The sequence below is a fragment of the Mesorhizobium sp. M0659 genome (assembly GCF_040320605.1).
Lineage (GTDB): Bacteria > Pseudomonadota > Alphaproteobacteria > Rhizobiales > Rhizobiaceae > Mesorhizobium.
Window position 1 is genome coordinate 459,932 of the sequence record NZ_JAMYPY010000001.1, and the last position, 17,564, is coordinate 477,495.

Annotated in this window: 22 protein-coding genes; 14 read left to right on the plus strand and 8 right to left on the minus strand. The window is 62.2% G+C overall.

What is annotated here, in order from left to right; genetic code table 11:
- Nucleotides 1-299 precede the first annotated feature (299 nt).
- Nucleotides 300-548 (plus strand): hypothetical protein, encoded by a 249-nt coding sequence (locus tag NKI31_RS02375; RefSeq protein WP_023691191.1) that lies wholly within the window; start codon nucleotides 300-302, stop codon nucleotides 546-548.
- Here NKI31_RS02375 and NKI31_RS02380 read toward each other — a convergent pair.
- Nucleotides 545-1,408, minus strand: coding sequence for an ATP-dependent DNA ligase (locus NKI31_RS02380; protein WP_023667527.1), 864 nt, complete (start codon nucleotides 1,406-1,408; stop codon nucleotides 545-547). The genes NKI31_RS02375 and NKI31_RS02380 overlap by 4 nt on opposite strands.
- An 86-nt stretch (nucleotides 1,409-1,494) precedes the next feature.
- On the opposite strand from NKI31_RS02380, the gene NKI31_RS02385 reads away from it, so the two are divergent.
- Both NKI31_RS02385 and NKI31_RS02390 read left to right on the plus strand, forming a co-directional pair.
- Nucleotides 1,495-1,716 carry a hypothetical protein gene (locus NKI31_RS02385; RefSeq protein ID WP_023681532.1) on the plus strand — a complete coding sequence of 74 codons (222 nt, stop codon included), beginning with the start codon at nucleotides 1,495-1,497 and terminating at the stop codon, nucleotides 1,714-1,716.
- A 724-nt stretch (nucleotides 1,717-2,440) separates the two neighbouring features.
- Nucleotides 2,441-2,629: a hypothetical protein gene (locus tag NKI31_RS02390; RefSeq protein ID WP_023688348.1), complete on the plus strand. Its 189-nt coding sequence runs from the start codon at nucleotides 2,441-2,443 to the stop codon at nucleotides 2,627-2,629.
- 368 nt (nucleotides 2,630-2,997) lie between these two features.
- On the opposite strand, the gene NKI31_RS02395 is transcribed toward NKI31_RS02390, so the two are convergent.
- Together NKI31_RS02395 and NKI31_RS02400 are read right to left on the minus strand one after the other, a co-directional pair.
- Nucleotides 2,998-3,969, minus strand: a complete 972-nt coding sequence (locus tag NKI31_RS02395; RefSeq protein ID WP_352650248.1) for an ATP-grasp fold amidoligase family protein — start codon at nucleotides 3,967-3,969, stop codon at nucleotides 2,998-3,000.
- Between the two features lie 89 nt (nucleotides 3,970-4,058).
- A complete protein-coding gene (locus tag NKI31_RS02400; protein ID WP_352650249.1) occupies nucleotides 4,059-4,637 on the minus strand; it encodes an NUDIX domain-containing protein in 579 nt (192 codons plus the stop codon).
- Nucleotides 4,638-4,781: 144 nt separating this feature from the next.
- Here NKI31_RS02400 and NKI31_RS02405 point away from each other — a divergent pair, with 144 nt between their 5' ends.
- The 4 genes from NKI31_RS02405 (at nucleotide 4,782) to NKI31_RS02420 (ending at nucleotide 6,980) form a co-directional block, all read left to right on the plus strand.
- Nucleotides 4,782-5,879 (plus strand): NADH:flavin oxidoreductase/NADH oxidase, encoded by a 1,098-nt coding sequence (locus tag NKI31_RS02405; RefSeq protein WP_352650250.1) that lies wholly within the window; start codon nucleotides 4,782-4,784, stop codon nucleotides 5,877-5,879.
- A gap of 124 nt (nucleotides 5,880-6,003) precedes the next feature.
- Nucleotides 6,004-6,318 carry an SH3 domain-containing protein gene (locus tag NKI31_RS02410; protein WP_023691186.1) on the plus strand — a complete coding sequence of 105 codons (315 nt, stop codon included), beginning with the start codon at nucleotides 6,004-6,006 and terminating at the stop codon, nucleotides 6,316-6,318.
- An 84-nt stretch (nucleotides 6,319-6,402) separates the two neighbouring features.
- Complete coding sequence (locus NKI31_RS02415) at nucleotides 6,403-6,681, plus strand: DUF982 domain-containing protein (protein ID WP_032891817.1); 279 nt, start codon at nucleotides 6,403-6,405, stop codon at nucleotides 6,679-6,681.
- A 59-nt stretch (nucleotides 6,682-6,740) separates the two neighbouring features.
- The gene (locus tag NKI31_RS02420) at nucleotides 6,741-6,980 is read left to right on the plus strand and encodes a DUF2188 domain-containing protein (protein ID WP_023667535.1); all 240 of its coding nucleotides are present in this window, start codon (nucleotides 6,741-6,743) and stop codon (nucleotides 6,978-6,980) included.
- A 117-nt stretch (nucleotides 6,981-7,097) separates the two neighbouring features.
- Here NKI31_RS02420 and NKI31_RS02425 read toward each other — a convergent pair whose 3' ends face one another.
- On the minus strand, nucleotides 7,098-7,367 hold the full coding sequence (locus NKI31_RS02425; protein WP_352650251.1) for a hypothetical protein: 270 nt from the start codon (nucleotides 7,365-7,367) through the stop codon (nucleotides 7,098-7,100).
- A gap of 64 nt (nucleotides 7,368-7,431) precedes the next feature.
- Nucleotides 7,432-8,433, minus strand: coding sequence for an alpha/beta fold hydrolase (locus NKI31_RS02430; RefSeq protein WP_050591271.1), 1,002 nt, complete (start codon nucleotides 8,431-8,433; stop codon nucleotides 7,432-7,434).
- A gap of 174 nt (nucleotides 8,434-8,607) precedes the next feature.
- Between NKI31_RS02430 and NKI31_RS02435 the strand changes: the two genes are divergently transcribed.
- The 7 genes from NKI31_RS02435 to NKI31_RS02465 all read left to right on the plus strand — a co-directional run bounded on the left by NKI31_RS02435 (nucleotide 8,608) and on the right by NKI31_RS02465 (nucleotide 12,973).
- Nucleotides 8,608-9,348, plus strand: a complete 741-nt coding sequence (locus NKI31_RS02435) for a competence/damage-inducible protein A (protein WP_023667538.1) — start codon at nucleotides 8,608-8,610, stop codon at nucleotides 9,346-9,348.
- A gap of 98 nt (nucleotides 9,349-9,446) precedes the next feature.
- Nucleotides 9,447-10,280, plus strand: a complete 834-nt coding sequence (locus NKI31_RS02440) for a universal stress protein (RefSeq protein ID WP_023735339.1) — start codon at nucleotides 9,447-9,449, stop codon at nucleotides 10,278-10,280.
- An 87-nt stretch (nucleotides 10,281-10,367) separates the two neighbouring features.
- Nucleotides 10,368-10,868, plus strand: coding sequence for a xanthine phosphoribosyltransferase (gpt, locus tag NKI31_RS02445; protein WP_023667540.1), 501 nt, complete (start codon nucleotides 10,368-10,370; stop codon nucleotides 10,866-10,868).
- Between the two features lie 206 nt (nucleotides 10,869-11,074).
- Entirely contained in the window at nucleotides 11,075-11,572 is a 498-nt protein-coding gene (locus tag NKI31_RS02450) for an NUDIX hydrolase (RefSeq protein ID WP_023667541.1), read from the plus strand.
- A 185-nt stretch (nucleotides 11,573-11,757) separates the two neighbouring features.
- Nucleotides 11,758-12,078 (plus strand): ArsR/SmtB family transcription factor, encoded by a 321-nt coding sequence (locus NKI31_RS02455; protein ID WP_023741436.1) that lies wholly within the window; start codon nucleotides 11,758-11,760, stop codon nucleotides 12,076-12,078.
- Complete coding sequence (locus NKI31_RS02460; RefSeq protein ID WP_023681542.1) at nucleotides 12,075-12,539, plus strand: SRPBCC family protein; 465 nt, start codon at nucleotides 12,075-12,077, stop codon at nucleotides 12,537-12,539. The genes NKI31_RS02455 and NKI31_RS02460 overlap by 4 nt, the downstream gene beginning before the upstream one ends.
- A gap of 20 nt (nucleotides 12,540-12,559) precedes the next feature.
- Complete coding sequence (locus NKI31_RS02465) at nucleotides 12,560-12,973, plus strand: GFA family protein (protein ID WP_352520442.1); 414 nt, start codon at nucleotides 12,560-12,562, stop codon at nucleotides 12,971-12,973.
- A 43-nt stretch (nucleotides 12,974-13,016) separates the two neighbouring features.
- On the opposite strand, the gene NKI31_RS02470 is transcribed toward NKI31_RS02465, so the two are convergent.
- The 3 genes from NKI31_RS02470 to NKI31_RS02480 form a co-directional block, all read right to left on the minus strand.
- On the minus strand, nucleotides 13,017-14,822 hold the full coding sequence (locus NKI31_RS02470; protein WP_023681544.1) for an ABC transporter ATP-binding protein: 1,806 nt from the start codon (nucleotides 14,820-14,822) through the stop codon (nucleotides 13,017-13,019).
- A gap of 389 nt (nucleotides 14,823-15,211) precedes the next feature.
- Entirely contained in the window at nucleotides 15,212-15,622 is a 411-nt protein-coding gene (locus tag NKI31_RS02475) for a GNAT family N-acetyltransferase (protein ID WP_023681545.1), read from the minus strand.
- 206 nt (nucleotides 15,623-15,828) lie between these two features.
- Nucleotides 15,829-17,544: an NAD+ synthase gene (locus NKI31_RS02480; protein ID WP_023704562.1), complete on the minus strand. Its 1,716-nt coding sequence runs from the start codon at nucleotides 17,542-17,544 to the stop codon at nucleotides 15,829-15,831.
- Between the last annotated feature and the right edge of the window lie 20 nt (nucleotides 17,545-17,564).

Below are 17,564 nucleotides of genomic sequence, written 5' to 3' on the forward strand. Positions count from 1 at the left end.
TCCTTCGTTCGCATGGTTCGCAGAGATTAGCACGATCGCATACTCTCATCTCATCCGGCGTCGTCTCCCTCACAAAGCAGCGCCGGTAAGGCTCGGCGACCTTCTTGTTTGTCCGTGTGCCAAAGGAGGTCGCCGGGCCTGCCGTTGCTCATCTTTGCTGGTGGTTGCTCCTGATGGCTGCGCTTGGCGCCTTCGCCCTACTGCTACCTGCGGGGTAAGGCCGGCGAGCCCTCTTGTCAGGCAGTCCGGCATGTAGGATTATAGTCCTCGTTGCGGCGACCCCCCAATGGAGAGCGCCAATGGCCAGAACCAAACCTTCGGAACAACTTTCCCGGGCTGAAATCGAGCGCTTCCTGGCGGCAGCCGAAGCGCTGCACAAGAGCATCGTCGGGCCGCTCCTGGCGTACCACGGCGAGCACTACCAAGCTCTACGTAAGGTCCATGGACCCCTGTTGAAGTCGATCGAGACCATCACCGGCCAGAAGGCGAAGTTCATCCAGTGGAACGGGACAGGACCGGCACAGCCCCGGGACAAGCCTCCGGGCTAAGTCTCCTCCCGGAAATCCAGCAGCTTGGCATGGCGAAGCTTCTCCTCGCCCTTTAGGAACCGCACGCGGCCGACCAGGCCCGGCTTTAGCCATTCGGCCTTGTCACTCTTGAGCCCTTTCGGCGCCGGCCCGCCAATCTTGCCTTGCACGCGGTCCCATAGGCGCTGGCGCTTGTCCGCCTTGAAGGTGACGAAGGCGCCGCCGGCATAGTGGCCTTTGTCGGCCATCAGCACCATGGCAGGCTTGCCGGCCTCGCGCTGCACGCCGATGATGTCCATCTCCTTTTCGGCATAGCACTTGATCTTGCGCCAGTTCGTCGTCGGACCCGACCGATACTTGCTGCCCTTCCGCTTTGAAACGATACCTTCAAGCCCAGCCTGGTCGACCAGATGAAAGACGGCGTCGCCAGTGCCCGGCATCGCTTCGCTGAACTGGATTCGGCCGCCGTCCGGGATCAACGCCCGGAGGATCTCGCGACGGTCTTCCACCGGCGTGTTCCGCAAGTCATGCCCGTTCAGGTGCAAGAGGTCGAATGCTAGCAGATACAGATCGCGCGACGGCTTGCGGCTGGTCGCGGCTGATTGATGCGCATGGAAGTCGGATAGGCCAGCCTCATTGATCGTAATGGTCTCGCCGTCGATGATGAAGTCTTTCGCCTCGATCGCTTCCGCCTCACCGGCAAGTTGGATGTAGCGGCCCGTCCAATCATAACCGTTCTTGGTGATCAGCCGAATCCCGTCATCATCCTTGATGACCTGGGTGCGGTAGCCATCGAATTTGATCTCATGAATCCAATCATCGCCCATCGGCGGCGTGTCGACCAGTTCGGGTTCCATAGGCTTGATGAATTTCAGACGCATGCACTGACTCGCAGAACCACGACTTCAATTAGCTATCGCTAAATTAGTTCCGGAACATTTTAGACGAATTGGATGTTTGAAGGGCTATGAAGATCGAAGCCGACCAATGCCGGGCAGCGCTGACGCTCATCCGGCGCACAATGGAAGAGCACTGTCCTCCTGGCGTGCTGCCGAGCGAAGAGATGGTCAATGGGCTCTATGGCCCGGAACTGATCCATGAGGCGGAAGCCATTGCCGCCGGCATCGTCGCAACCATTGACCAGCTGCAATTGCCCGTGATGAAACCGCCGTCCCCTAGTATCAAATAGAGACCGACACAGGGAAGGTCGCTTGGCCGCGCGATCGTGGGCTCGCAACGACCGGCGAGGCGATGCCGGCCTCACCAAGGGTTACAGCCCCTCGACCAGCAGCGAAGGCGGCTCGCGGCAGTGCAACGCCCGAAGTGTTTCGAGACGACGATGGCCACCGAGCGTAGCCAGCGCGCGTTGTGCTGCACAAGGACCGAGGCAGCGGCACGGCCGCCCGGGCTACTCCAAAGGCGGCTCTTCGCTCTGTGGAGCCAAAACGGTGATATCCATCCTGGCGATTGTCGATGCGGCGCGCCCCTGGGCGCCAGAATCCGTGTCGCCACTTTCTGCCGCCATTGCCTTGGCGCGATGTCCTACGCTGTCTGCGCTTTTGCCTGGCGCAAATCCTTCGCCCGGTTCTGTCTTTGCGGGTTTCGGTCGAGTTTCAGCTGCCTGCCGATGTTGGTTTCCAATCGCCGAGACCATTGATACCTCCCCTTGATGAGGCCGCGACTGTACCTGTCAAGGCTGTAGCGAGGCTGATCACTTAAGTGGTCGGGTTGCGCCCGCTCGTAGTGGCCCTCCGATCACTGGGCTCTCGATGCCTTGGCGCTCGCGGACGTCTGGCCGGGTGGGAAGTTCAAACTCAGCCGCCCTTTGCGGCACCGGCTTCGCCCGACAACTAGGAACGATTTCGGCCGCCATGTGTTACGCAATCATGAATCTCGCGGATCCCGGATCAACAATGGCAACCGATCTTTTCACGATGCAACTCGCTGATGCTCAGCAGCGCATCAAACAGACCGAGTTCGCGCTGGTACTCAGCGAGAAAATGGTGGCTGAGAACCTCGCTTTATCCAGCAGGATACGATCGGCGAGGCGGCGTGTCCTGAAGGCCGGTAGGCCTCTGGCGACAGTCGACTCAACAAGCTGAAAGAGTTCTTCAAATGATCTCGACCCAGTCCGGACGTGGGAGAGCTTGCCGGTAACCTTAGCGGTAATCGGCCGAGTCGCAGCAGGAAGCGCGCCGAAAACTTGCTGGACGAAGATTGCGGCGTCGCTATGAATCCCGCCTTGTGTTGCCGAATCCGATCTGCGCAAAGGCGCATGGCCGAGACCAGGCAGCGGCTCACGAAGATTGATCCCAGCAGGACGAATTGACCGCTACGGCTCAGTTGAGACGGCACTTCGAAATCACGACTCCCTGCTGAGCTATGAGTTTCCCTCGATCTCTAATCGTATGGGTTCTGCGCACCACCCTTCGCTCTTCGAGCTTCGGGGTGGCAGGCCACCGAGTAGCCGTCAAACGACGAGATAGCCGGCGGCGACCAGCGTTGCCTTATATCGCCGGGCAAATCGGCTGGGCAAACGACTGAGGTAAGCTGACGCGCCAATATCCCAATGCGCGCCCAGTTCGCGGTCGAAGGCAGCCGGGTCGAATTGCAGCAAGCCGCTGCGTGGGTAGACCGTGAATTCTCCGAAGATCGGCTCCCCCTCCTCCTCGTAGAAATCGACACGCACCATGTCGAACTCGCTGCCAAGCGCCTCGGCTGCCTCGATCATCCGCGCCAGGCTCTTGGGACGGGGAATTTCCAGGCTCGAGTCGATCGCGCCCTGGACGATGTTCAGCGGGCGCCAATCGCGATCCAGGTGGGCGGTATTCTTGACCGTGGAACGGAAGGCAACGACGACAATGTAGGCGACGCGGCCAGCCAGCACACAGAATTTGTAGTCGACCGGGTCATAATCCTGGTCCTTGCCCACAAGTGCTTCGACGAAAACCCGCCGCTCTATGTGCGCATAGCTGCGCTCCAGCTTGCGGGCGCCATAGCTTTGGCCAAGGTATTCCGTCATCTCGGCAATGATCGCCTCCCGGTCGGCGTTGGCCGGATCGCGAACGATGACATTCATGGCGCAACCGTGGTTGCATTTGACGGCGTAGGGGATTTTCAGGTCATCGAAGGGGATCTGGCGCGGATCGTCGCCCTGCCACAGCACCTCAGGGATGGCGAGCCCGGGAAGCCGCTCCCTGACGATTTCCTTGGACTTGAGCTTGTCGAGAAGACCGGCAAAGCGAGGATCGTCATCGAAAATCTTGCGCCAGTGGATCTTTTCCGTGAACGTCACCGGGGCTGCAAAATTCGGCAGATGCCGCATCCGCTCAAGGAAACGCTGGGTCAACCGGCGGTAGCGGACAAGCAGCGCGGCGTTCAGCAACAGGAGAGATGCCCGCGCGCTGTTTCGCTTCAGCCATGCCTTTGCGCCACGCGCCATTCCGGTGTCCTTGCAACCTGCGCAACTTCATCCGCGAAGTGGACGTGCCACCCTGCCCACAGCAGTGAGGCACGTCGAGCTTCGCCGAGCTAGCCCTTCATCGGGTACAGTTTCAAATGCTGGATCAGGATGATCGTCTTGGCGTCGATGATGCGGCCGTCTGAAATGCCGGCCAGCGCTTCATCAAGAGGCATTTCCAGAACCTCGATGTCCTCGCCCTCGTCGGCCGCGCCGCCGCCGGCCGAGATGCGGCCGGCGGGTGAATAGCGCGCCACGAAGAACCACAGCCGTTCGGTGACGCTGCCCGGGCTCATATAGGGGGAAAACAGCCGCTCGATGTTCTGTAGGCGATAGCCGAGCTCTTCCTCGGCCTCCTTGAGGATGGCGGTTTCGGGATCGTTTTTGTCGAGCAGGCCGGCGCAGGCCTCGATCAGCGGTTCGCGGTGGCCGGTGACGTAGGCGGGGTAGCGGAACTGCCGCACCAGAAGCACCGTCTGACGCTCGGGATCGAAAGGCAGGATCACCGCGCCGTCGCCACGATCGTAGGTCTGGCGAATCTGCGTCTCCCACTGCCCGTCGCGCCGACGGTAATCGAGAACGGTCTTCTTCAGGACCGCCCAGTCGTCGGACAGGACTTCCTCCGAGCGGATGCGGATACGATCTTCCATGATGAGCTCCAAGCTGTCGGCGCCATGGCGTAACCGCGAACGGTTTTGCGCGCAACCGAAACGGCGAAGCTTTCACCGCCTCGTGTCTGGTGCCGGCAACTGCCATCGCCTAAATAGCTGCAGTCCCTCTCCGGAGTTTTTTTGATGACCGCAGCGCTTTTCCAGCCGATCGCCCTCGATGGCCTGACCTTTCCGAATCGTATCGCGGTGGCGCCGATGTGCCAGTATTCCGCCGAAGATGGCTCGGCCAGCGACTGGCATCTCTATCACTGGATGAACCTGGCGATGTCGGGCGCCGGCATGGTCACCGTCGAGATGACCGACGTCGAACGGCGCGGCCGCATCACCCATGGCTGCCTCGGCCTCTATTCCGACGACAACGAGGCGGCCGCCCGGCGCACGCTGGATGCAGCAAGGCGCGTCGCCGCGCCGGAAACGAAATTCGGCATTCAGCTTGCCCATGCCGGCCGCAAGGCCTCCAACCGAAAGCCCTGGGAAGGCGGCGGCCCATTGCAGCCGGGCGAGGATCCCTGGCAGACCGTCTCGGCCTCGGCCATCGCCTATGACACCGGCTGGAATGTGCCGCATGCGCTGGAGGAGGATGAAATCCTGCAGCTTATCGAGCGCTTCACTCAAGCCGCGAGGCGGGCCGAGCGCGCCGGCTTCGACTTCCTCGAGTTGCACGCCGCGCACGGCTATCTGATCTTTCAGTTCCTGTCGCCGCTTTCCAACCAGCGCACCGACCGCTGGGGCGGCTCGCTGGAAAACCGCATGCGTTTCCTCATCGAGATCGCCAAATCGGTGAGGAAGGCAGTTCCAAACCTGATGCTTGGCGCCCGCCTGTCGGTAAAGGACTGGGTCGATGGCGGCTTCGAGGTCGACGAGGCGATCGAGGTGGCCAAAGCCTTGAAGGCGCTTGATGTTGCCTATCTCTGCTGTTCGAGCGGCGGCAATTCGCCGTTGCAGAAGCTGCCGACCGGCCCCGGCTATCAGGTGCATCTGGCCGAAGCGGTGCGCAAAGGCGCCGGCATCCCGACCCGGGCTGTCGGCCTGATCGACGATCCCTCGCAGGCAGAGGCGATCGTCGCCGACGGCCGCGCCGACATGGTGGCGCTGGCCCGCGCCTTCCTCGCCGATCCGCGCTGGGGCTGGCGCGCCGCCGCCACCTTCAGCGAAAAAATCCATCCCGCGCCACAGCTCGCCCGCTCGGTGACGACGATGCAGCATTGGACGAAGGGCTGAACAGGCAGCGCCGACGGATGCGCCAAACGCATCTGCTGGACAGATTGCCGCAGCTTCGCTTTAATCCACCCGCTATAGTCCCTGGGGGCAGGCCGCCTTGGCGGCCGGATTGGGAGCAAAGTCCATGGCATCAAGGGCAATCTATCCGGCGGCAGCCGCTCTGGTGGTCGCACTGTCGTTCGCCGCGTCGTCTCCGGTCGGCGCGCAATATTGCGAAGGCACGGTGCACGGCCTGTCCAGGCACTACGATCTGGATACCGGCAGCGGGTTTCTCGCCGTGCGCGCACGGCCGAACTCGTCGTCGCGCATGATCGGGCAATTGTTCAACGGCGACCACACGGAGATTTTCGACCGCCGGGGCAACTGGTACCAGGTCGAAATCGGCGGACGGACCGGCTGGGCCAACGCCCACTGGCTGCGCAACGACTGCGGTTACTGAGACCAACGATTGCGGTTGGTGAGACGTTTGGGCGCAGGCTGACGGCCACTTTTGCAACCATATTGGCTGCTTTGCGTTGCGGCCATCATGGATAACAAACCTTTTGAAACCCCGGTCGTGGTCGAACTCGGCCATGTCGGCAAATATCGCCAGATCCGCAGCACCCAGGAAGCGGCGGAGTGTCTGATGACGGTGTGGCCGCTCAATCGCGGCCCGCGCCATCGTGATGCTCTCGACACTTGCCTCAAAGTGCTGGAAGGTTATCGTTCGACGGCCGATGCACGCAGGGCCTTGATCGAAGCGGCCAAGGAATCGGAAGTGCTGGTTCCCGAAGACCGGCTGCCAGACGCCAAGTTGCATTGAAGCCCAAATTGCAATGAAAAACGGGCCGCATTGAGCGGACGGACGAACCGGAGGATTTCATGGCGAAGCTGACTTACAAGATCGTCGAGCATGACGGGGGCTGGGCCTACAAGGTCGGTTCGACATTCTCGGAGACATTCCCGACCCACCAGGATGCGCTGCGCGCCGCCGAGATCGCCTCGGCCGAACAGCAGATCGCCGGCGCCACGGACGGCATCCAGTATGAGGATGCCGAAGGCAAGTGGCACGACGAACTGGCCGACGGCCGCGACCGGCCGCAGACCGAAGTTTCCGACTGATCCTTGCCCCTCAGCTTTCGCTGCCGGCCGTGGATGCTCGCCTAAGCAATTCCCTTGGGAATTGCGTCAAAACAAACAGGCGGGACATCCTGCCGGTCAGTCGAAGCCGCGGCTTGATCACTTGCCGCAATATTGATCGTTCACGTTGGGCCTCACATTTCCGTAGGGTCCTGACGGGTCGGAGGCGCACGGCCCCGTAGCGCCATAGCCTTGGCTGCCGTCGGCATTGATGCTGCCGGTGGTGCTCTGGTCGACGGTCGATGACTGCTCGTTGCCGAACGGCCACCAGCTGTGATCGTTGGAATACGTGCCGTCCGATGACTGCGCCATCGCCGATGTGGCAAGACCGATCGTCAGCACGGATGCTGCAAAAACTTTCCTGTACATTGAATTACTCCGTATCCGCCGCCTTGGGTGCGACACGGGGTAAACCGGATATCAGCCGAATGGTTCAGTGAAATTGTTGTGAGGCTGTGGTGAGGTCTTGGCCGGCGAATGCCCGCTCGGCAATGCGCTTGATGAAGGCGATGACGCGGTCCGGCTCGACGAGTTGCGGCATGTGGCCGAGGCCTTCGACCGTCTCGAAATCGAGCCCTTCGATCCTGTCCTTCATCGGCTCCCCATGTATGCGCATGGCGATGACGCGATCGGCTGTCCCGAAGAAAATGCCGGCCGGCATGGCGATCTCTCCATAGCGCTCTTCGATGCGGCCAAGATCCTCTTCGACCGCCACGAAATCGGTGGAGGTCGCATGGAAATGGCTTGGCCTCAGCCCGAGCCATCCGCCGCCATCGATCATGTAGTCGGCGGGAACGGCCTGCGGCGCGAAGATGAACTCCAGTGTCTGCCGCGCATATCCGAGGCTTGTCGGTATCGCGACGGTGTAGGACATGATCCAGCGCCAAAGCCGCGAACGGATATAGAGCAGGCCCGCTTTCTCGCGGGCGCCGGCTTCCAGATGCGTCAGCGGCGCCAGCAAAGCGATGCCGGAAATCGCGCCGGGATGCTCCACGGCCAGGGTCAGCGCGACGGCGCCGCCCAGGGAGTGCCCGACCACAAGCGGCCTTTCCAGCGCGAGCGTTTCGATGAAGCGCCTTATGATCTCGGCCTGCTCAGGCAAGCGGCCCGTGGCTCCTTTGGCCCGCACCGAATAGCCCGATCCCGGCCGGTCGAGCGCGATCAGCCGGCAACCGGGGCCAAAGCGCTCAAACAGCGTGTGGCGAAACTGGTGGAGCTGCGCGCCAAGTCCGTGCACGAACAGGATCGGCCGTCCCTCGCCCGTTTCGACATAATGGATGCGGCTGCCGTCGATCTCGACGAAGTTTCCGCTGGCCGGCACCAGCCTTTCGGCCTTGGCGGCAATCCAGAGCGTAGCGGCCACCAGGCAGGCCACGATGACGAGAGCCAGCACGGACAGGCCGGCGACAAGCCAAAGCAGAATCGATACCAGCATGTTTCACCCGGGAAGCGGACCGGCGCGCACCATCACCCACTGACGAACGCTCGGCAAGGCAGATGGCGGCTTGTGTCGGCATTGCCGCCAGTTCGATGGCGCGCTATCTCAGGCGACCTTCTTTCTGCCTCAGGCGACCTTGTCTGCCAATGGGCCTGTTTGCCGGAGCCTTCCATGCCTGAAATCGTCACTGCCGCCATGCTTGTCATCGGCGACGAGATTCTGTCCGGCCGCACCAAGGATAAAAATATCGGCCACCTCGCCGACATCATGACGGCCATCGGCATCGACCTGAAGGAAGTGCGGATCGTTCCCGACGAGGAGGACGAGATTGTCGCTGCGGTGAATGCCGTGCGCGCCCGCTACACCTATGTCTTCACCACCGGCGGCATTGGCCCAACGCATGACGACATCACCGCCGATTCGATTTCCAAGGCTTTTGGGGTGCCGTGCGAATACGACGCCAAGGCCTATGCCATGCTGGGCGAGAGCTATGCCGCGCGCGGCATCGAATACACCGAGGCCCGCAAGCGCATGTCGCGCATGCCGCGCGGCGCCGACCATATCGACAATCCGGTCTCCGTCGCGCCCGGCTTTCGCATCGGCAACGTCCATGTCATGGCCGGCGTACCGGCGATTTTCCAGGCCATGCTCGACAATGTCGTGCCGACGCTGAAGGCCGGCACCAAGATGCTGTCGGCCACCGTCCATTGCCCGTTCGGCGAAGGCCTGATCGGTGGTCCCCTGGGCGATATCCAGAAGGCGCATCCCGACACCATCATCGGCTCGTATCCGAAATATGGCGACGGCAAGTTCTGGACGGAGCTGGTCGTCCGCGCCCGCAGCCAGGAGGCGCTGGATTCGGCACGCAAGGACGTCGAGGCGATGGTGGCCGGCTTCACCGCCGCCAATTGACCCTGGGCTCGCGGCCCATCGCCGGGCCGGAACCAAGCACCGCACTCCCACGTTTTCCCTCGGGCGCAGCACGCGCCGGCAGATTTGAGGGATTTCGCATGCGCTTCAAGACCATCGTCGCCATATTGCAGAACGAACAGGACGCCGAACGCGTGCTCGACTGCGCCATCCCGCTTGCCGACCGGTTCGAGAGCCATCTCATCGGCATCCATGCCGAAGCGCTGCCCGTTCCCTACACCTCGGCAACCGGCTTCCCCGACACCGAGTTCCTGCAGGTCTCCGCCGACATGAACCGCGAGCGCGCCGAGAAATTGCAGGCGCTTTTCGTTCGGCAGATCGAGAATTCCGGCCTTTCCTTCGAATGGCGCAGCCTCGAGAGCTTTTCCGGCGACAGCGCGCTGACGGGTATTTCCAGCGTGCGCGCCGCCGATCTGATTATTGCCGCGCAGCGCGAGACCGGAGGCGACCAGAGCGCCGATGTCGACACGCTGGTTTACGATGCCGGCCGGCCGGTGCTGGTGGTGCCGCATGAGGGGCCGTTGGTCACCACATTCAAACATGTGCTGCTGGCCTGGAACGGCAGCAAGGAGGCGGCGCGTGCCGCCTTCGACGCGCTGCCCTTCATCATCGAGGCCGAGAAAACCGACATTCTGGTCATCGATCCGCCGGATACGCTGGATGACAACCCGGAAGCCGCCGGCGCCGAGATCGCCGCGGCACTCTCCAGGCATGGCGCAACGGTCAGCGTGTCGGTGCAAAAATCGGGTAATGCTTCGGTCGATGACGTCATCCAGACCCGGATCGCCGAGACCGGAGCCGACCTTCTGGTGCTCGGCGCCTACAGCCATTCCTGGCTGCGTCAGCTTTTGTTCGGCGGCGTCACGCGCACCGTGTTGCGCAGCGTGCCGGTTGCGGCCTTTTTGTCGCGGTAACTCCACAGACTGGCCCCGCCCTTGCCAATGCCCTGACTTTCCAGTTAATTCCGCGCGCATTCCACAATGGTGCGCGCGGAGTGCAGAATGTCCCTTCCCGAAAAAGCCTTTCCGGTCTCCTGGGACCAGTTCCACCGCGATGCCCGGGCGCTCGCCTGGCGGCTTGCCGGCGCCAACAAGGGACAGTGGAAGGCCATCGTCTGCATCACCCGTGGCGGCCTGGTTCCCGCCGCCATCATCTCGCGCGAACTCGGCATACGCGTCATCGAGACGGTCTGCGTCGCCTCTTATCACGACTACACCAGCCAGGGGCAGTTGCAGGTGCTGAAGGAGATCACCCCGGCGCTGCTCGCCGATGATGGCGCGGGCGTGCTGATCATCGACGACCTCACAGACACCGGCAAGACGGCAGGCATCGTGCGCGCCATGATGCCCAAGGCGCATTTCGCCACCGTCTACGCCAAGCCGAAAGGCCGGCCGCTGGTCGACACCTTCATCACCGAAGTCAGCCAGGACACCTGGATCTACTTTCCCTGGGACATGGGTTTCACCTACCAGAAGCCGATCGCCGACGATCACGCCGGCTGATTCGCGCCAGCCCCATTTCTGCCCAGACGGCCAAACCCGCCCCGTCTGCTATGAAAACAGACACTGGAAGGCACATTATTCTGTCGAATCGACGCCTGTTGGCGGATTGGACGGTTGGTGTGATGTTTTTTACTTTTAAGACTTACACTTGTCGGTAAGATTCATACGGCGGCTAACGATTCTGAGGGCTGGGGTAGCTTTCACTGATGCTGACGACACCGGCGACACACGACCATCTGGCTGAAAGGGTCCGCAAGCTCTTCGGCACTTCGCCTTGTCGCCTGCAGGTTGCCGCTTTGCCATGGCGCAATAACGAAGACGGCGTCGAGATCATGCTGATCACCAGCCGAGACACCGGGCGTTGGGTGCTGCCGAAGGGCTGGCCCGAGGCCAGGGAGCCGCTCTGCGAGGCAGCGGCGCGCGAGGCGGGCGAGGAAGCCGGATTGCGTGGCAAGATTTCGCTTTTCGAGGCCGGTCGTTACTTCTACGCCAAGGCCCTCGCGTCCGGCGAGGAAGTCCCTTGCGAAGTGCTGGTGTTTCCGCTGCAGGTCGAGCACGTTGCCGACCGCTGGAAGGAAAAGCGCGCGCGCACCCGCAAATGGGTCAATGGGGCCGAGGCCGTACGCATGGTCAACGAGCCGGACCTCTGCCAGATCATCGCCCATTTCTGCGCCGATCCCGACAAGTTCGTCGTTAGAGCCTAGCTCACAGCCACCGCTGCATAGTCCTGCGCGCCCGCACCGGTTCTTGCCCCGATTCCGGGCTCGGTGCTTCGTTCCGCGCGCCAGCAATCCGACACTATAAATCCCTCCCCTTCAGGCCAAGCTTAGCCACAGCTTGACATGCAGGCATTTACCTGCATATTGTGTCTTCAAGATGAGTGAGACCGATGGACGCCGACAAGGTTTTCAAAGCGCTGGGCGACCCGACCCGCAGAATGCTGCTCGATCTTCTGTGTGAGAAGAACGGCCAGACGCTCGGCGAGCTTTGCCAAAACCTCGACATGGCAAGGCAATCCGCGACCCAGCACATCGATCTTCTGGAGGCGGCCAATCTGATCAGCACGGTCAAGCGTGGCCGAGAGAAGCTGCATTTCATCAACCCCGTGCCGCTGCACGAAGTCTACGAGCGGTGGGTGCGAAAATTCGAACGGCAGCGGCTGAGCCTGCTGCACGACCTGAAACAAGAACTCGAAGGAGACGACCAATGACCCGGGAAACCACCAGTTTTGTCTACGTGACCTACATCAGATCGACGCCACAAAAGGTGTTCGAAGCCATCACCAGGCCCGATATCGCCAAGCGCTACTGGGGCCACGAAAACGTCTCCGACTGGAAGCCCGGCTCGAAATGGGAACACATCCGCGCCAATGACGAACGGACCGTCGAACTCGTTGGCAAGGTCGTCGAAATCTCGCCGCCAACCCGGCTGGTCATGAGCTGGGCCAACGCCTCGCAGGCCGACGATCCCACCAAGCACAGCCGGGTGACGTTCGCCATCGAGGAATACGACACCATGGTCAAGCTGACCGTCAGCCATGACGAGCTCGAAGCCGGCAGCGGCATGGCCAAAGGCATCAGCCAAGGCTGGCCGGCCGTGCTGTCCAGTATGAAATCCTTCCTCGAAACCGGCACGGGCATTGACCTTTTCGCCAAGCCGAAATCGGCCTGAAGCAACCGCGGAGAACGACGATGACCAAGCACTTTACCGGCGGCTGCGCCTGCGGCGCGATCCGCTATGAGGCCAGCGGCGAGCCGATCTTTCAGAACCACTGCCAATGCCTCGATTGCCAGAAGCGCAGCGGTACTGGCCATTGTTCCTATGTGACCTTCGGCCGGCGCGCTGACGTAAAGATCACCGGCGAGCCGAGCACATGGCGGATGATTGCCGACAGCGGCAATGAAAAAGCCCAGGCCTTTTGCCCGACCTGCGGCACGCCGGTCTACGTAACGTTCGTCGCCATGCCGGAGGTGACGGCGATCCAGGCCACGAGCCTCGACGATCCCGGCCAGTTCGACCCGCAGGCGGTCACCTACACCGTGCGCGGCCACGTCTGGGACACGATCGACCCAGCGCTTCAGCCATTCGAGCGAATGCCTGGATGAACCAGGCAGAGCCCTATCCCTCGGATAGGGCTCTGCGTTCAACTCAGATCACTAGGCCCTTGGTCAGTTCCAGCGCCTGCCGCTCGAACAGGCGGCGGTAGATGCCGCCCTTCAGCCGGATCAGCTCGTCATGCGAGCCTTCCTCGACGATCTTGCCACGGTCGAACACGAGCAGCCTGTCCAGCGCCCGCACCGTCGACAGACGGTGCGCGATGACCAGCGTCGTGCGGCCAACCATCAGCCGCTCCATCGCCTGCTGGATCAGCACTTCCGATTCCGAATCGAGGCTCGATGTCGCCTCGTCCAGGATCAGGATGCGCGCATCCGCCAGGAAGGCGCGCGCGATCGCCACCCGCTGGCGCTCGCCGCCCGACAGTTTCACGCCCCGTTCACCGACCAGCGTGCCGTAGCCCTTCGGCAGGCCGGTGATGAAGTCGTGCGCGCTGGCGAGCTTGGCGGCATGCTCGATCTCGGCCTGCGTGGCGTCCGGTCGGGCATAGGCGATGTTTTCCGCCAGCGAGCGGTGGAACAGGATGGGCTCCTGCTGGACGATGGCAATCTGCGCGCGCAGCGACGCCTGTGCAACCTGCGAGATGTCTTGGCCATCGATAAGGATCCTGCCGCCGCTGACATCATAGAGACGCTGGATCAGCTTCACGAAGGTCGTCTTGCCCGAGCCGGAATGACCGACCAGTCCGACCCGCTCGCCCGCCGCTATCTCCACCGAAAAGTCGCGGTAGAGCGGCAGGCGATGGCTGCCATAGTGGAAGGTGACGTTATCGAAGGCGATGTGGCCATGCGTGATCCGGATCGGCTTGGCGCCGGGCCGGTCCTCGATGCCGAGCGGTTGCGACTGGAAATCGACCAGTTCCTCCATGTCGTTGACCGAACGCTGCAAATTGCGGATATGCGTGCCGATGTCCCTGAGGTAGCCCTGCAGCACGAAGAACGAGGTCAGCACGAAGGCGACATCGCCCGCACTTGCCTGGCCCCAGGCCCACAGCATCAGCGACAGGCCGATTACTGCCGTCCGCAGCACCAGCAACATGGCGCCTTGCGTCGTGCCGTTGATGGTGCCGCGCACCCAGGTGCGGCTGGTCCGCGCGCGCCATTTGGCGACGACCTTGGCAAGACGCGTCTCCTCGCGCGTCTCGGCACCGAAACCCTTGACCACGGCATTGCAGCTCACCGCATCGGCAAGCGAGCCGCCAAGCCGCGTATCCCAGCTGTTGGCGAGCCGTGCCGCGGGCGCGACATAGCCGAGCGACAGCAGCGCCGTCACCGTGATGAACAGCAGCGAGCCGACTGCCACGACCAGCCCCATCAGTGGCCAGAACCAGCCGAGCAGCAACGTCGAGCCGACCAGCATGGCGACCGACGGCAACAACGCAATCAGGATGGTGTCATTGAGCAGGTCGAGAGCCCACATGCCGCGCGTGACCTTGCGCACCGTCGATCCGGCAAAGCTATTGGCGTGCCAGTCGGTTGAGAAGCGTTGCACGCGATGGAACGCGTCGGCGGCGATGTCGGCCATCATCTTCAGCGTCAGCTCGACAATGCCCATGAAAGCCAGGTTGCGCAGCACCACGCCGGTCATCGCCAAAGCGATGAGCGCGAAGAACGCCGCCATTGCCGCATTCCACGCGACATCGTCAGCCAACGCACTGCTGGCGACGGCGTCGACCAGCCGGCCGGAATAGAGCGGCGTCAACACGTCCGCTATGGTCGACAGCAGGAAGCTGCCCATGATCAGCGAAAGCCGCCACGGCTGGCGCCGCCAGTGGCTGAGCGTGAAGCCAAGAACGCTGCGAAAGGCGCTTGCACGCAGATCGATTCGAAAACGAGCCATGATGTCATCCGGGCGCAAATCTGCCCGGTCCCGGTAAGGTCTGAAAATTGAAAACCGCGCTGGGCAATTCGCCCGGGGCTGCGGAGGTTCGGCATGGGTGGCGGCGCGCCCCGGGTTGTCGGGTGGCGACCGGCATCGGCAGAAGCCTGTACTCGACCCGGCATCGGTGCGAAGGGCAAACCTTCGCCGGACGCCAGGTGAGACCTAGGCTTCGCGGCCTCGCATTACCATGTGAAATACTGCCATTCAGACCTCCCGCAAGACACTTGCGGAGCGGTCCTTATAGAGACGCCATGAAGGATCGCCAAGGCCGGGCACGTGGCAAAGCGTAACTGGTCCAACCAGTGAGGTTATTTTGCAACAACAGCGGGTCAACCCCTCGCTATGCCTCATTCCGGGTTGCGATCGAGGCGCATGTAGCGGCCGTCGGTCGATGCCTTGAAGCCCAGCTTCTCATAAAGGCCATGCGCGTCACTGGTCGACAGGCTCCAGTGCGAGACCGTGTTGAGTTCAGGGTGGTTGATGAGCGCCCGCACCAGTTGCGTGCCAATGCCTTGGCCGCGATGCTGCGGCCAGATGATGATGTCGGCGAGATAGGCAAACACCGTACGGTCGGTGATGGCCCGGCCAAAACCGACTTGGTTCCTATCGATATAGGCCGCGGTGCAGAACGAGTTGCCAAAGGCGCGGCGATGAAAGTCATCGCTGCGGCCGGCGCCCCAATAACTCGCCATCAACAGATCGGAGGTCGCCCGGAAATCGATCCGTGACATGTCGAAGCTGATTTCACAGTCGGGCATGGTGCCTCGCAAAGAATGGAGGGCGGCCGAATTTCGGTCCGGCCCGTGGTTTGGTTACCGACCTGACGCGCTTACGGCACCACGAAATGCCGCGCCCCTGCTCCCTGATCTTGCCGTTCTTGAAGCGCAGGATGTGATACTCAGGCGTTCCCTTGAAATAGCTGATAAACATGCGCCCCCCAAGGTTCATTGATTTAATCAGATGTTTAGCCGCGATCCCTGAAACGGTTGGTGATGGGATAGCGGCGGTCGCGGCCAAAATTCTTACGGGTGATCTTCACACCCGGCGCCGCTTGCCGGCGTTTGTACTCGGCAATGTAGAGCAAATGTTCGACGCGCGTCACCGTCGCCCGGTCGTGGCCGCGCGTGACGATGTCGTCGACGCCCATTTCGTTCTCGACCAGGCATTCCAGAATGTCGTCCAGCACCGGATAGGGCGGCAGCGAATCCTGGTCGGTCTGGTTCTCGCGCAATTCCGCCGACGGCGCCTTGTCGATGATATTCCTGGGGATCACCTCGCCTGAGGGACCGAGCGCGCCCGGCGGCACATGGCTGTTGCGCCAGCGCGACAGCGCATAGACCTGCATCTTGTAGAGGTCTTTTATCGGGTTGAAGCCGCCATTCATGTCGCCATAAAGCGTGGCGTAGCCCACCGACATCTCGCTCTTGTTGCCCGTGGTGACGACCATCGAGCCGAACTTGTTGGAGATCGCCATCAGGATCGTGCCGCGCGCGCGGCTCTGCAAATTTTCCTCGGTAATGCCTTCCTTGGTGCCCTCGAAAAGCTGCGTCAGCGTATGCAGAAAACCCTCGACCGGTTCGAAGATCGGCACGATGTCATAGCGGCAGCCAAGCGCACGGGCGCAATCCTCGGCATCCTTCAGCGAATCCTCCGAGGTATAGCGGTAGGGCATCATCACCGCCCGCAGCCGCTCCTCGCCGAGCGCATCGACGGCCAATGCGGCGCAGATCGCCGAATCGATGCCGCCGGAGAGACCCAGCACGACGTTCTTGAAGCCGTTCTTGTTGACGTAGTCGCGCAGGCCGAGCATGCAGGCGCGGTAGTCCGCCTCCTCGCGCTCGGGGATTTTCGACATCGGCCCTTCCGAGCAGACCCAGCCGTCAGAGTTTTCTGCATCTTGCGCGCCTGCGGCGACGCGGTTGCGCTTCCAGGTGGTGACGTCGACAGTTTCCTCGAACTGGCTCATCTGGAAGGCGAGCGTCTTGTCGGCGCCGATGGCAAAAGAGGCGCCGTCGAAGATCAGCTCATCCTGGCCGCCAATCTGATTGGCATAGATCATCGGCAAACCGGTCTCGATGACCTGGCGGATAACGACCTGATGGCGCACGTCCATCTTGGCGCGGTAGTAGGGCGAGCCGTTCGGCACTAGCAGGATTTCCGCGCCGCTCTCGGCCAGGGTTTCACAGATGCCAACGTCGCCCCAGATGTCCTCGCAGATCGGAATTCCGATGCGCACACCGCGGAAATTGACGGGTCCCTGAGCCTCGGGCCCGGCCTGGAAGACGCGCTTCTCGTCGAACTCGCCATAGTTTGGCAAATCGAGCTTGTAGCGCTCGGCGAGGATCTTGCCGCCATCGGCGACGATGATCGAATTGTGGGTGCCGCTCTTGCGCTTCAGCGGCGTGCCGATGATGACGCCCGGCCCGCCATCGGAGGTATCCGCGGCGAAATCCTGAGCGGCCTTCTCGCAAACCTTGAGGAAGGCCGGCTTCAGCACCAGATCCTCCGGCGGATAACCGGCAAGGAAAAGCTCGGTGTAGAGCACGATGTCGGCGCCCTGGCGGGCGGCATCCGCCCTCGCCTCGCGCGCCTTGGCAAGATTGCCGGCGACATCGCCGACCGTCGGGTTGAGCTGGGCAACGGCGATGCGCAGAATATCGGGTGCGGTCTTCTGGGTCATCTGTGCGGTTTAGCGCGGCA

Coding starts and splice junctions, on each gene's coding strand:
- NKI31_RS02475 (WP_023681545.1), bottom strand. CDS start 15,622: ATGCCCGACTGTGAAATCAGCTTCGACATGTCACGGATCGATTTCCGG.
- NKI31_RS02375 (WP_023691191.1), top strand. CDS start 300: ATGGCCAGAACCAAACCTTCGGAACAACTTTCCCGGGCTGAAATCGAG.
- NKI31_RS02405 (WP_352650250.1), top strand. CDS start 4,782: ATGACCGCAGCGCTTTTCCAGCCGATCGCCCTCGATGGCCTGACCTTT.
- NKI31_RS02440 (WP_023735339.1), top strand. CDS start 9,447: ATGCGCTTCAAGACCATCGTCGCCATATTGCAGAACGAACAGGACGCC.
- NKI31_RS02385 (WP_023681532.1), top strand. CDS start 1,495: ATGAAGATCGAAGCCGACCAATGCCGGGCAGCGCTGACGCTCATCCGG.
- NKI31_RS02400 (WP_352650249.1), bottom strand. CDS start 4,637: ATGGAAGATCGTATCCGCATCCGCTCGGAGGAAGTCCTGTCCGACGAC.
- NKI31_RS02425 (WP_352650251.1), bottom strand. CDS start 7,367: ATGTACAGGAAAGTTTTTGCAGCATCCGTGCTGACGATCGGTCTTGCC.
- NKI31_RS02380 (WP_023667527.1), bottom strand. CDS start 1,408: ATGCGTCTGAAATTCATCAAGCCTATGGAACCCGAACTGGTCGACACG.
- NKI31_RS02435 (WP_023667538.1), top strand. CDS start 8,608: ATGCCTGAAATCGTCACTGCCGCCATGCTTGTCATCGGCGACGAGATT.
- NKI31_RS02470 (WP_023681544.1), bottom strand. CDS start 14,822: ATGGCTCGTTTTCGAATCGATCTGCGTGCAAGCGCCTTTCGCAGCGTT.
- NKI31_RS02465 (WP_352520442.1), top strand. CDS start 12,560: ATGACCAAGCACTTTACCGGCGGCTGCGCCTGCGGCGCGATCCGCTAT.
- NKI31_RS02455 (WP_023741436.1), top strand. CDS start 11,758: ATGGACGCCGACAAGGTTTTCAAAGCGCTGGGCGACCCGACCCGCAGA.
- NKI31_RS02460 (WP_023681542.1), top strand. CDS start 12,075: ATGACCCGGGAAACCACCAGTTTTGTCTACGTGACCTACATCAGATCG.
- gpt (WP_023667540.1), top strand. CDS start 10,368: ATGTCCCTTCCCGAAAAAGCCTTTCCGGTCTCCTGGGACCAGTTCCAC.
- NKI31_RS02450 (WP_023667541.1), top strand. CDS start 11,075: ATGCTGACGACACCGGCGACACACGACCATCTGGCTGAAAGGGTCCGC.
- NKI31_RS02390 (WP_023688348.1), top strand. CDS start 2,441: ATGGCAACCGATCTTTTCACGATGCAACTCGCTGATGCTCAGCAGCGC.
- NKI31_RS02420 (WP_023667535.1), top strand. CDS start 6,741: ATGGCGAAGCTGACTTACAAGATCGTCGAGCATGACGGGGGCTGGGCC.
- NKI31_RS02395 (WP_352650248.1), bottom strand. CDS start 3,969: ATGGCGCGTGGCGCAAAGGCATGGCTGAAGCGAAACAGCGCGCGGGCA.
- NKI31_RS02480 (WP_023704562.1), bottom strand. CDS start 17,544: ATGACCCAGAAGACCGCACCCGATATTCTGCGCATCGCCGTTGCCCAG.
- NKI31_RS02410 (WP_023691186.1), top strand. CDS start 6,004: ATGGCATCAAGGGCAATCTATCCGGCGGCAGCCGCTCTGGTGGTCGCA.
- NKI31_RS02430 (WP_050591271.1), bottom strand. CDS start 8,433: ATGCTGGTATCGATTCTGCTTTGGCTTGTCGCCGGCCTGTCCGTGCTG.